Source organism: Streptococcus mitis subsp. hohhotensis (assembly GCF_000722775.1).
Taxonomy (GTDB): Bacteria; Bacillota; Bacilli; order Lactobacillales; family Streptococcaceae; genus Streptococcus; species Streptococcus carlssonii.
In genome coordinates this window covers 68,796-82,139 of the sequence record NZ_JPFZ01000010.1, presented here as the reverse complement: position 1 = coordinate 82,139, position 13,344 = coordinate 68,796, and the positions used below count along the sequence as shown (strand labels likewise).

The 13,344-nt window shown below is 42.9% G+C and carries 11 protein-coding genes; 9 read left to right on the top strand and 2 right to left on the bottom strand.

From position 1 onward, the window contains the following. Window positions 1-35 precede the first annotated feature (35 nt). The 9 genes from metE to SK608_RS07710 all read left to right on the top strand — a co-directional run bounded on the left by metE (window position 36) and on the right by SK608_RS07710 (window position 11,244). Window positions 36-2,285, top strand: coding sequence for a 5-methyltetrahydropteroyltriglutamate--homocysteine S-methyltransferase (metE, locus tag SK608_RS07750; RefSeq protein WP_033677961.1), 2,250 nt, complete (start codon window positions 36-38; stop codon window positions 2,283-2,285). 101 nt (window positions 2,286-2,386) lie between these two features. Next, entirely contained in the window at window positions 2,387-3,253 is an 867-nt protein-coding gene (gene metF, locus SK608_RS07745; protein ID WP_000089967.1) for a methylenetetrahydrofolate reductase [NAD(P)H], read from the top strand. A gap of 327 nt (window positions 3,254-3,580) precedes the next feature. Then, a complete protein-coding gene (gene pnp / locus SK608_RS07740; RefSeq protein ID WP_033677957.1) occupies window positions 3,581-5,794 on the top strand; it encodes a polyribonucleotide nucleotidyltransferase in 2,214 nt (737 codons plus the stop codon). Window positions 5,795-5,809: 15 nt separating this feature from the next. After that, window positions 5,810-6,427: a serine O-acetyltransferase gene (cysE, locus tag SK608_RS07735; protein ID WP_033677955.1), complete on the top strand. Its 618-nt coding sequence runs from the start codon at window positions 5,810-5,812 to the stop codon at window positions 6,425-6,427. 11 nt (window positions 6,428-6,438) lie between these two features. Next, window positions 6,439-7,323, top strand: a complete 885-nt coding sequence (locus SK608_RS07730; protein WP_033677954.1) for a GNAT family N-acetyltransferase — start codon at window positions 6,439-6,441, stop codon at window positions 7,321-7,323. 82 nt (window positions 7,324-7,405) lie between these two features. After that, complete coding sequence (gene cysS / locus SK608_RS07725) at window positions 7,406-8,749, top strand: cysteine--tRNA ligase (protein ID WP_033678076.1); 1,344 nt, start codon at window positions 7,406-7,408, stop codon at window positions 8,747-8,749. Then, window positions 8,742-9,128 carry a Mini-ribonuclease 3 gene (locus SK608_RS07720; RefSeq protein WP_033677951.1) on the top strand — a complete coding sequence of 129 codons (387 nt, stop codon included), beginning with the start codon at window positions 8,742-8,744 and terminating at the stop codon, window positions 9,126-9,128. The genes cysS and SK608_RS07720 overlap by 8 nt, the downstream gene beginning before the upstream one ends. A gap of 3 nt (window positions 9,129-9,131) precedes the next feature. After that, entirely contained in the window at window positions 9,132-10,001 is an 870-nt protein-coding gene (locus SK608_RS07715; RefSeq protein WP_033677949.1) for a helix-turn-helix domain-containing protein, read from the top strand. 112 nt (window positions 10,002-10,113) lie between these two features. Then, a complete protein-coding gene (locus SK608_RS07710) occupies window positions 10,114-11,244 on the top strand; it encodes an ABC transporter ATP-binding protein (RefSeq protein ID WP_033677947.1) in 1,131 nt (376 codons plus the stop codon). Between the two features lie 99 nt (window positions 11,245-11,343). On the opposite strand, the gene SK608_RS07705 is transcribed toward SK608_RS07710, so the two are convergent. Further along, window positions 11,344-12,534 carry a ferredoxin reductase family protein gene (locus SK608_RS07705; RefSeq protein WP_033677945.1) on the bottom strand — a complete coding sequence of 397 codons (1,191 nt, stop codon included), beginning with the start codon at window positions 12,532-12,534 and terminating at the stop codon, window positions 11,344-11,346. 143 nt (window positions 12,535-12,677) lie between these two features. Continuing rightward, entirely contained in the window at window positions 12,678-13,337 is a 660-nt protein-coding gene (locus SK608_RS07700) for an amino acid ABC transporter permease (RefSeq protein WP_033677943.1), read from the bottom strand. Between the last annotated feature and the right edge of the window lie 7 nt (window positions 13,338-13,344).

Genomic DNA, 13,344 nt, shown 5'->3' with positions numbered 1-13,344 from the left:
AGATAGTTTCAACAACAAATTTTGGAGGACACATCATGTCAACTACAATCATCGGTTTCCCTCGTTTGGGCGAATTCCGCGAATTAAAATTTACAACTGAAAAATACTTTAGAAAAGAAATCTCAGAAGAAGAACTCCTTGCAGCCGCAAAAGAATTGCGTGCTAAACACTGGAATATCGTCAAAGAAAAAGGCATCACTGAAATTCCATCAAATGACTTTTCTCACTATGACAACTTCCTAGATGCAGCTTTCCTTTTCAACGTGGTACCTGCTTCAGTTCAAAACTTGGACTTGTCTGACCTTGAGCGCTACTTCGCTTTGGGACGTGGTTACCAAGGAGAAAAAGGGGATGTTCGCGCCCTTCCAATGAAGAAATGGTTCAACACCAACTACCACTACATCGTTCCTAAGTTTGAAAAAGACACTCAAGTAAAATTGGCTGGTCACAAAATCTTCGATGAGTTCCAAGAAGCAAAAGAACTTGGATTGAACACTCGCCCTGTTCTTGTAGGTCCATTCACCTTCCTTCAATTGTCAGACTTTGAAGAAGGTGTAAAAGCAGAAGACTTCGTAGACAGTTTAGTTGCTGCTTACCAAGAAGTTTTTGCTAAATTGGCAGAACTTGGTGCGACTCGTATCCAATTGGACGAAGCGGCTCTTGTAAAAGACTTGACAGCTGAAGAGAAAGCTCTCTTCTTGAACCTCTACAACAAACTTTTGGCTGACAAAAAAGGTCTTGAAGTCTTGCTTCAAACTTACTTCGGAGACGTTCGTGACGTCTACGCTGACCTTGTGAACTTGCCAGTAGATGCCATCGGTCTTGACTTCGTTGAAGGTAAGAAAACTCTTGAACTCGTTAAAGGTGGCTTCCCAGCTGACAAGACTCTTTATGCAGGTATTGTCAATGGTAAAAACATCTGGCGCAACAACTACGAAAAGAGCTTGGCTGTTCTTGAGCAAATCCCAGCTGAAAACATTGTCTTGACAAGCTCATGCTCACTTCTTCATGTGCCATTTACAACTGCTAATGAAGAATTTGAACCAGCAATCTTGAACCACTTTGCCTTTGCAGTTGAAAAATTGGATGAGATTCGTGATTTGGATGCTATCCGCAATGGTCAAGGTGAAGAAGCACTTGCAGCTAACAAAGAACTCTTTGCGACTGAGCGTGTTGGTGAAAATGCTGAACTTCGTGCGCGTATCGCTGGCTTGACAGACGCAGACTACACTCGTTTGCCAGCCTTTGCAGAACGTGAAGCTATCCAAGAAGAAGCTTTCAAACTTCCAGCTCTTCCAACAACAACTATCGGTTCATTCCCTCAAACTAAAGAAGTTCGTGCTAAACGTTTGGCTTACCGTAAAGGTGAATTGTCTCAAGAAGAGTACGATGCTTTCCTTGCTGAAACGATCGATGAATGGATCAAATGGCAAGAAGATATTGACTTTGATGTCCTTGTTCACGGTGAGTTCGAGCGTAATGACATGGTTGAGTACTTCGGTCAAAACTTGTCAGGTTACCTCTTCTCTAAAAATGGTTGGGTACAATCATACGGTATGCGTGGGGTGAAACCACCAATCATCTGGGGTGATGTAACTCGTCTTAACCCTATCACTGTTAAATGGTCTAGCTATGCACAAAGCCGTACAAACAAACCTGTTAAAGGTATGTTGACTGGACCAGTAACTATTCTCAACTGGTCATTCCCACGTGAAGACATCTCTATCAAGGATTCTACTCTTCAAATCGCCCTTGCTATCAAGGATGAAGTGCTTGACCTTGAAGCTGCTGGTGTGAAAATCATCCAAATCGATGAGGCTGCTCTTCGTGAAAAATTGCCACTCCGTCGTAGCGACTGGTATGAAGACTACCTTGACTGGGCAATTCCTGCCTTCCGCTTGGTGCACTCAACAGTAGCGCCAGATACTCAAATCCACACTCACATGTGTTACTCAGAATTTACAGATATCATCCCAGCTATTGACAACTTGGATGCGGACGTTATCTCATTTGAGGCTAGCCGTTCAAACCTTGAAATCTTGGACGAACTCAAAGCGAAAAACTTCCAAACAGAAGTAGGACCTGGGGTTTACGATATCCACTCACCTCGTGTGCCAAATGAAGGCGAAATCGACAATACAATCGAAGCCATCCTTGCTAAAGTGCCAAGCAAGAAAGTTTGGATCAACCCTGACTGTGGTTTGAAAACACGTGGTATTCCAGAAACAAAAGAAAGCTTGATCCGCCTTGTTGAAGCAGCTAAAGCTGCGCGTGAGAAATTGTAAGATAGGATTTCTCAAGAAGCGCTGTTTAGTCAATCTGCCTGTTTCACTCGGATTCTAGGAGTCCAGCTAACGAAAAAATCAACTAGAAAAGGATAATGACTATGTCACGCCAAACACCGTCACTCTCATTTGAAGTGTTCCCTCCAAACCCAGCAGTTGGTAATGATAACATTATTTCTGCTCTTCAAGATATGCAGGAGTTGGCTCCCCACTTTATCAGTGTAACTGCCAGCAATAATAAATTTAATATCAAGGAAACGACGGTTCGTTTGGCTGACTTTATCCAAAATGACTTGGCGATTCCGACTATTGCTCACTTACCAGCCATCTATTTGACCAAGGACAAGGTTGCTGAAACTATTGCAGACTTGGACAAGGTTGGGGTGCAGAAAATCTTGGCTCTTCGTGGGGATATTATTCCAGATGTGGAGCCACAAAAGGATTTCCGCTACGCAACGGACTTGATTGAGTTCATCAAGGAGCAAGCTCCTCACTTTGATATTGTTGGTGCTTGTTATCCAGAAGGTCATCCAGATTCACCAAATCAGATTTCAGATATTCAAAATCTTAAGAAGAAAGTGGATGCAGGCTGTTCGAGCCTTGTAACTCAGCTTTTCTTTGACAATGAGCGCTTCTATGATTTCCAAGACAAGTGCATCTTGGCTGGGATTGATGTTCCTATTCATGCAGGGATTATGCCAATTCTGAATCGAAATCAGGCTCTCCGTCTCTTGAAGACCTGTGAGAATATCCATCTTCCACGCAAATTTAAAGCCATCTTAGACAAGTATGAGCATGACCCTGAGTCGCTCAGAGCAGCAGGACTTGCCTATGCAGTGGACCAAATCGTGGACTTGGTAACTCAGGATGTTGCAGGTGTGCATCTCTACACAATGAACAATGCTGAAACAGCGAAATACATTCACCAAGCAACCCATGCCTTGTTTAATCACCAGTCTCTAGGATAATAAAAAGCAAACCATTCTTCTCAAGTGAGGGGAATGGTTCCTTTTTAATGGTAAAGACCGCACTTTTTAAGAAAAATATGATAAAATAGACTCTGTACGTACTTGATACAAAGATGAGGGTATAAATGCTAAAGAATAATATTTTTAAATTTTTCAAAGTATTTAGATAGTTGAACACGGGCTAAATCCCTAGTGAAAAAGATAGATTTCCTGGTGTGCATCGCACACTGCGTCAATCTCCTATTTTCATACGGGATTCTTTACGCCCTTTGTATCCTGATTTTTGTAGGCAAGGCGTATAATTTCATCAATCCAAAGGGGATTAAAATGACAAAACAAGTGTTTCAAACGACTTTTGCGGGTCGTGAGTTAATTGTAGAGACTGGTCAGGTTGCTAAGCAAGCGAATGGCGCAGTTGTCGTACGTTACGGTGAGTCAACTGTCTTGACTGCTGCCGTTATGTCTAAGAAGATGGCAACTGGAGATTTCTTCCCTCTTCAAGTCAACTACGAAGAAAAAATGTATGCAGCTGGGAAGTTTCCTGGTGGCTTTATGAAACGTGAAGGACGTCCTTCAACAGATGCGACTTTGACAGCGCGTTTGATTGACCGTCCAATCCGTCCTATGTTTGCGGAAGGTTTCCGTAATGAAGTGCAAGTTATCAACACAGTGCTTTCTTATGATGAAAATGCCTCTGCTCCAATGGCAGCTATGTTTGGTTCATCCTTGGCACTTTCCATTTCAGATATTCCATTTGACGGACCAATCGCTGGGGTGCAAGTGGGTTATGTGGATGGTCAAATCATCATCAACCCTACGCAAGAACAAGCGGAGCAGTCTCTCCTTGAATTGACAGTAGCTGGTACCAAACACGCCATCAACATGGTAGAGTCTGGTGCTAAAGAATTGTCAGAAGAAATCATGTTGGAGGCGCTCCTTAAAGGGCACGAAGCAGTCAAAGAATTGATTGCCTTCCAAGAAGAAATCGTTGCAGCAGTTGGTAAAGAAAAAGCAGAAGTAGAATTGCTTCATGTGGACGCTGACTTGCAGGCTGAAATCATCGCAGCCTACAACAGTGACCTCCAAAAGGCAGTTCAAGTAGAAGAAAAATTGGCTCGTGAAGCTGCAACTCAAGCAGTTAAGGACCAAGTTACTGCCGTTTACGAAGAAAAATATGCAGACCACGAAGAATTTGACCGTATCATGCGTGATGTGGCTGAAATTTTGGAACAAATGGAACACGCTGAAGTGCGCCGTTTGATTACAGAAGATAAGGTGCGTCCTGACGGTCGTAAGGTCGATGAAATCCGTCCTTTGGATGCGGTTGTTGACTTCCTTCCTCGTGTGCACGGTTCTGGTCTCTTCACTCGTGGACAAACTCAGGCTCTTTCAGTCTTGACCTTGGCTCCGATGGGAGAAACTCAAATCATTGATGGTTTGGATCCAGAGTACAAGAAACGCTTTATGCACCACTATAACTTCCCACAATACTCTGTTGGGGAAACTGGTCGTTATGGTGCACCTGGTCGTCGTGAAATTGGTCACGGTGCTCTTGGTGAGCGTGCTCTTGCTCAAGTATTGCCAAGTTTGGAGGAATTCCCATATGCTATCCGCTTGGTAGCTGAGGTCTTGGAATCAAATGGTTCTTCATCTCAGGCTTCTATCTGTGCGGGAACTCTTGCCCTTATGGCTGGTGGTGTGCCAATCAAGGCGCCAGTAGCAGGGATTGCCATGGGTCTCATCTCAGATGGAAATAACTACACAGTCTTGACAGATATCCAAGGTTTGGAAGACCACTTTGGAGACATGGACTTTAAGGTTGCAGGTACTCGTGACGGGATTACAGCCCTTCAGATGGATATCAAAATCCAAGGGATTACTGCAGAAATCTTGACTGAGGCTCTTGCCCAAGCTAAGAAAGCGCGTTTTGAAATCCTTGATGTGATTGAAGCAACCATTCCAGAAGTTCGTCCAGAATTGGCTCCAACTGCTCCAAAAATTGATACTATTAAGATTGATGTGGACAAGATCAAGATTGTCATCGGTAAGGGTGGAGAAACCATTGATAAAATCATCGCTGAAACAGGCGTTAAGATCGATATCGACGAAGAAGGAAATGTGTCTATCTACTCTAGCGACCAAGATGCCATTAATCGTGCTAAAGAAATTATTGCTGGTTTGGTCCGTGAAGCTAAGGTGGACGAAGTTTACCGTGCTAAAGTCGTTCGTATCGAGAAATTTGGTGCCTTTGTCAACCTCTTTGATAAGACAGATGCCCTTGTTCATATCTCTGAGATGGCTTGGACGCGTACCAATAATGTCGAAGACTTGGTAGCAATCGGGGATGAAGTTGATGTTAAGGTTATCAAGATTGATGAAAAAGGACGTGTGGATGCTTCTATGAAAGCCCTTCTTCCTCGTCCTCCAAAACCTGAACGTGATGAAAAAGGCGAAAAGTCTGAGAGACCTCACCGCCCACGTCATCACAAGGACCACAAACCTAAGAAAGAATTTACAGAAACACCAAAAGATTCAGAATAAGAAAAGGAGAAATGTATGGGATGGTGGCGCGAAACCATTGATATCGTAAAAGAAAATGATCCAGCGGCCCGCACCACTTTGGAGGTTTTGCTGACTTATCCAGGTGTCAAGGCACTGGCGGCCCACCGTCTCTCGCATTTTCTCTGGAATCACGGCTTCAAACTTCTTGCTCGTATGCACAGTCAGTTTTGGCGCTTCTGGACCCAGATTGAGATTCATCCAGGTGCCCAGATCGATTCAGGGGTCTTTATCGACCATGGTTCTGGTCTGGTGATTGGGGAAACAGCGATCGTTGAAAAAGGTGTTCTTCTTTATCACGGGGTGACTCTTGGTGGAACAGGGAAGGATGTTGGCAAACGCCATCCGACTGTACGAAAGGGGGCTCTGATATCCGCTCATGCCCAAGTTATTGGACCTGTGGAAATTGGTGAAAATGCTAAGGTCGGTGCTGCAGCAGTTGTCGTGGCAGACGTACCTAGTGATGTGACAGTTGTCGGTATTCCGGCTAAGATTGTCCGTGTACATGGTAAAAAGGATGAGCCGGTCATTCACGAAGTAGAAGAAAAACGAGAGTACTACGTCAATAAACTCGAGCAGGCTAAAGAAGCCAGTCACAGATCGTCGGGGTTGTAGAGGGTACCTATATGATTCAAGCAAGAAACAAGTTAAGCCAAGAGGAGCTATCTGAGGCGAAAAAACTAATTAACTGTTGCCAAAACTATGACAGTACCTATCGTGATCCCTATCTCTCTAACATGCTTAATTTTGACCTAAACATGCCCGCCTTTTTCCTTTATTATGAAAAAGGCGAACTTGTTGGTTTATTAACTGTCTATGCAGATGACCAAGATGTAGAGGTGACGATACTGGTTCATCCGGATCATCGCCATCAGGGAATTGCGCGTGCATTGTTTATGAGTTTTGAGAAAGAAACGGCTTCTTTCCCTATTCGTTCAGTTACTTTTCAGACAGAACGTATTTTTCTAGACCGCCATCCTGATTTTGTTAGCAACTGGGGATTGGTCGAGGATGAAGAGACAGAAACTTGGTTAGGTAAGGATAGAAGACCTTATCCGTTAGCAAATGTTTCTAATCTTGAAGTTTTGTTAGCAGATAGTTCGTATCAGGATCAAATTAGTCAGTTAAAATTTCAGGCATTTTCAGAGGAACATGAGTCTAGAGAGATTGTGGATAGATATGTCGCTGAAGCTCTGAAGGATCCAGAAAGTCGCTTATATATTTTGTTAAAAAACGATCAGGTTATTGGAACTTGCACGATTGATTTATCGAGCGATACGAATTACTTCTACGGTTTAGCAATATCGGAACCTGAACGTGGAAAAGGCTATGGAAGCTATTTAGCAAAATCCCTTGTCAACCAACTAATTGAGCAAAATGATAAGGAATTTCAGATTGCCGTGGAAGATAGCAATGTAGGTGCCAAACGTTTGTATGAAAAAATTGGCTTTGTCAAACAGACTCAGGTGGTTTATCTGAATGAGAAAGGAGCAAGGGATTCCGAAGTGTAGAGACATTCGGACTGAAATTCAATTGAACTCTTAGTGATGAAACTAAGTGTTCTTTGATTTTGGTTTTCCTGACTATTATTTTATGATTAAAATCTATGACACCATGTCTCGTGATTTGCGAGAATTTGTCCCAATCGAGGACGGCAAGGTCAAGATGTATGTTTGTGGGCCAACCGTGTACAACTATATCCACGTGGGGAATGCCCGCTCAACAGTGGCTTTTGATACGGTTCGTCGCTATTTTGAGTACCGTGGGTATGAGGTTGCCTATATTTCCAATTTTACGGATGTGGATGATAAGATTATCAACCGTGCCAAGGAAGAAGGCATCACGCCTCAGGAGGTTGCGGACAAGTACATCGATGCCTTTCGTGAGGATGTGACGGCCTTGGGCGTCAAACCTGCGACTCGCCATCCGCGTGTGGTGGAGTTTATGGCTGACATCATCCGCTTTGTGGAAGACTTGATTGGAAAAGGCTTTGCTTACGAGAGTCAAGGGGATGTTTACTTCCGTGTGGAAAAATCCCACAACTATGCTAAGTTGGCCAATAAAACCTTGGAAGATTTGGAGCTGGGTGCTTCAGGTCGTACCGATGAAGAAACGGCTCGTAAGGAAAATCCTGTAGACTTTGCCCTCTGGAAAGCTGCTAAACCAGGCGAGATTTCTTGGGACAGTCCTTGGGGACCTGGTCGTCCAGGCTGGCACATCGAGTGTTCAGTCATGTCGACAGAGATTTTGGGTGATACTATTGATATCCACGGTGGTGGAGCTGACCTTGAGTTTCCTCATCATACCAATGAAATTGCCCAGTCAGAAGCCAAAACAGGCAAGACTTTTGCTAACTACTGGATGCACAATGGTTTTGTCAATATTGACAATGTCAAGATGTCTAAGTCCTTGGGCAACTTTGTCACAGTCCATGATGCCCTTAAAACTCTTGATGGGCAAGTACTTCGTTTCTTCTTTGCGACTCAACACTACCGCAAGCCTATCAACTTTACAGAAAAGGCAGTGCGTGATGCAGAGACTAATCTCAAGTATCTAAAGAACACTTACGAACAACCATTTACTGGAACTGTAGATGCTCAAGAGTTACAGGCTTTTAAAGACAAGTTTGTAGCAGCTATGGATGAAGATTTTAACGCGGCAAATGGAATCACAGTAGTCTTTGAAATGGCCAAATGGATCAACTCAGGCAACTATGATGCAAGTGTTAAGCAAGCTCTTGCGGATATGTTAGAAGTCTTTGGAATTGTCTTTGTTGAGGAAGTTTTGGATGCAGAGATTGAAGTCTTGATTCAAAAACGTCAAGAAGCGCGTGCTAATCGTGACTTTGCGACAGCGGATCAAATCCGTGACCAATTGGCTGCTCAAGGGATTAAGCTCCTTGACACCAAGGATGGAGTGAGGTGGACACGTGATTGATGTCAATCTCATTAACGGGATTGCGCTAGCTTTTGAGGGGGACGCGGTGTATTCTATGTATATTCGCCGCCACCTCATTCTTAAAGGCATGACAAAACCCAATAAACTCCACCAAGAAGCGACCAAGTATGTGTCGGCCAAAGCTCAGGCCCGCCTGATTTCCCTTATGTTAGAGGAGCAAGTCCTGACGGAAAAAGAAGAGGAAATCTACAAACGTGGTCGCAATACCAATAGCCATACCAAGGCCAAAAATGCTGATGTGGTGACTTACCGTATGTCCACAGGTTTTGAAGCCGTGATGGGCTATCTCCATATGACAGAAAATTTGGAACGTCTTGAGAGCTTGATTTTGTGGTGCATCCAAAAAGTGGAGGACTAGGACATGATTGCAAAGGCATTACAAGACTGGTTTCCTGAAGCTCAGATTTCAGACCAACCAGTAGAGAAAGAGGGGTATCTCACTCTCCCTTTAGCTTCTCAGCAGTGGATTTTGCTGGAGGAAGCTGGGCTCAGCGAGCGTGAAAAGCAGTTGATTTCTCTTTTGACCCAGCAGGAGCAGGCTCGTTCGCTCAATCCTTGGTATTCTTTTTTGATTGAGGGGAAGGGACAGGCACCACAAGCTTTTAAAAAGATTCAGCTGGTTTACTGTCATCTTTCCTATTTTCAGCAGGAAAATCTAGTTTCTTGGCTAGATATGATGCGGACTCTTTTTCCCAACTGTCAGACGGTGCTTCAGGTCGGAGCTCAGGATTATGTTTTCGTGCTTCAACAAGACAAATACACTTCTGTACGAGCTATTTTAAGTGATACGATTGAAGCGGTTGAGTATGACTTTGGACTGCGTCTCTCTATCATGTTAGGCCAGGTTTGGTCTCAGACGGGTCACCAAGCCCTATCCGATTTGATCAAAGCTGAGCGCGATTTGTTCAAGACTTGGTGGCGTCAGGGTCACCAAGGTGTTCATACTTTTTCTCAGCTCTATCTTTGGAGTATGGGAGAAAGACTCGTGGACTTGAAGGCAATCAAGGAATGTCTACACCAGATGATTGTGGACCAGGATCAGATTCAGGAAATCATTCTTTCTCTTTGGGAAAATAGTGCTGTCTTAACTAAAACAGCCCAGCAACTCTATCTGCACCGCAATTCTCTCCAATACAAGATTGATAAATGGGAAGAATTGACAGGGCTACAGTTGAAGGAGTTGACAGATCTCACCCTGTGTTATCAATTGATTTTACCAGATATTCTCTAAAGTTTTGTGCAAGTTGCACAGAACTTTTTTATTTTTTTGGTCACCTTGCCATAGAAATGTAAAGCGTTTTCATCTATAATAAAACTATCAAAAGACAAAAGGAGTTCACCTCATGGTAGAATTGAATCTTAAAAATATTTACAAAAAATATCCAAACAGCGAACACTACTCAGTTGAAGACTTCAACTTGGACATCAAAGACAAAGAATTTATCGTTTTCGTAGGTCCTTCAGGATGTGGTAAATCAACAACTCTTCGTATGATTGCTGGTCTTGAAGACATCACAGAAGGTACTGCATCTATCGATGGCGTGGTTGTCAACGACGTAGCTCCAAAAGACCGTGACATCGCCATGGTATTCCAAAACTACGCTCTTTACCCACACATGACTGTTTATGATAACATGGCTTTCGGTTTGAAATTGCGTAAATACAGCAAGGAAGACATCGACAAACGTGTGCAAGAAGCAGCTGAAATCCTTGGATTGAAAGAATTCTTGGAACGTAAACCAGCTGACCTTTCAGGTGGTCAACGTCAACGTGTTGCCATGGGGCGTGCCATCGTCCGTGATGCAAAAGTGTTCTTGATGGACGAGCCTTTGTCAAACTTGGATGCCAAACTTCGTGTATCAATGCGTGCTGAAATCGCTAAAATCCACCGTCGTATCGGAGCTACAACTATCTACGTAACTCACGACCAAACAGAAGCGATGACACTTGCAGACCGTATCGTTATCATGTCAGCAACTAAGAACCCTGCTGGTACAGGTACTATCGGACGTGTGGAACAAATCGGTACTCCTCAAGAAGTTTACAAAAACCCAGTTAACAAATTCGTAGCAGGATTCATCGGAAGCCCAGCTATGAACTTCATCAACGTGCAATTGGTTGGTAGCGAAATTGTTTCTGACGGTTTCCGTTTGAAAGTTCCAGAAGGAGCATTGAAAGTTCTTCGTGAAAAAGGCTACGAAGGTAAAGAATTGATCTTCGGTATCCGTCCAGAAGATGTGAATGCAGAACCTGCTTTCCTTGAAACATTCCCAGAATCAGTTGTCAAAGCAACTATCTCTGTATCAGAATTGCTTGGTTCAGAATCTCACCTTTACTGCCAAGTTGGTAAAGATGAATTTGTTGCCAAAGTTGATGCTCGTGACTACTTGCAAACAGGCGCAACAGTTGAACTTGGATTTGACTTGAACAAAGCACACTTCTTCGATGTAGAAACTGAAAAAACAGTCTACTAAGCAAATGAAATGTCAAAACACTGCTAGAGAAATCTGGCAGTGTTTTTTAGCGATTGCGTAGAAAAAAACTCCTGGAAAATTTCAGGAGAGTATAAGTGGTTATTTGAACTTGAATCCTTCGTAAATAAGCTCTGTTTTTGGATTTTGTTTCTTAATCTGTTTGGCAAGTGACTTCACCATAGAAAGAGGACCACACATATAGACGCTTGCATGTTCGGGCACTTCTTTTTGTTCAAAATTAAGATAGCCATCTTTCCTACTGTCTACTAGATGGAGTTCAAGATTAGGATTTTTCTGAGCATAGTCAAGGAGCAAATCTATATAAACTGCATTTTCCTCTCCACGGAAGCTATAGTAGAAGTGAACCTGTTTATCTAAAATAGTATGTTCACGGATGTAAGAGATGAAGGGGGTGATCCCAATACCTCCAGCAATCCAAACCTGATTTTTTCGTCCTTCTTCTATGATCATGTGTCCGTAAGCTCTATCTACGCTTACTTTGCTGCCGACTTGAAGATTGTCATAGATATTCTTGGTATGGTCACCTGAATTTTTAACAGTAAAGTAAAGGGTTTGACCATGACCTCCTGAGATAGAAAAGGGATGCGGAGCACTTTCAAAGCCCTCTTGGAAAATCTTTAGGAAGGCAAATTGTCCTGATTGATAGTTGAAAGGTCTGCTAAGATGGATTTGAATTTCTCTAGTATCGTGATTTAAGCGTTTGAGATTGGTAATTTTCCCTAGATAGGGGAAGCCAATCTTTTGATATAGAAAAATGATATAAAAACCAGATAGTAAGCCTAAAAGGGCATAGCTACCAACAAGAAAACTTAGAAGATTAAATGTGAGGAGGCGATTGCCCATCATCATGTAGACATGAAACAGTCCGAAAATATAGGCTAGGTAAACCAGGCGGTGAATCCATCGCCAAGCTTCGTATTGGATGTATTTGCCTAAATAGGCGACAAGGATAATACTGATAAAGATATAGATGGCAAGATTGCCAAACTGAGCAGCTAAACGAGAGCCCCACAAACCGCCCATACTAAAGTTATGAAAGATTAGTAGGATGATGGAGAGAAAGGCTGTGAATTTGTGGACGGTGTAGACTTTCTCCAAACCGTGAAACCAGCTTTCTAGTAGGGGGAGACGAGTGGCGAGGATAAAGGTCAGAGATAAGCTTGTAAAAGCTAGTCCTGGAATCATGAATTGGGGAGAAGTGTTCATCCAAGTCAAAATAGTCAAGATAAAACTAGCTATGATAAAGAGTAGTCCTTTGATTGATTTCATAGAAAATTCCATTTCATTTAGATTTTGATTTGTTGTAAATAAATTTGTTACATTTTATCATAGAAAAAGTATGGTGTCAAATTGAGTTCTATAAATATCTACTCTCATCAAAAAAACTCTCCAACGAACTGGAGAGTGGCTGTTTATTCTGCTGCTTGTTGCCAACGTTTTGCTAGAATATGAGACAGGCTAGAAATGGATAGGTTGAAGCTGAAGTAGATGAGGGCAATCAGGATGTACAGACTGAAGACCTGCTCTGGTTCGAAATAACGGCCCATGAGAATTTGGCTGGCTCCAAAGAGTTCTTGTAGGGCGATAACAGAGTAGAGAAGACTGGTATCCTTAATCACAGTTACAAACTGGGAAATGATAGCTGGCAGCATTTTGCGAATAGCTTGTGGGAGAATGATGTGGTAGAGGATTTGGGCTGATGTAAATCCTTGTGACATTCCTGCTTCGTACTGCCCCTTGTCCACGGCATTGAGGCCACCACGGATAATCTCAGCTAAGGCTGCTGAGGTAAAGAGAGTAAAGGCAGTGATTCCTGCTGGTGTGGATTTCATTTTGAACACCAAAAAGATAGTGAAAATCCAGAGGAGGTTGGGAACGTTACGCACAAACTCGATGTAAATACTGGAGATGATACGTAAGACAGGATTTTTCCCATTTCTCATGACGGCTAGCACTGTACCGATAAGGGTAGAGAGGACGATAGCAATCAGAGAAATATAGAGGGTCAAGCCAAATCCTTTAAAGATAAAGACTAGGTTATCTGGGGTCAAAACTTCTAAAATGGATTCCATAGTAACC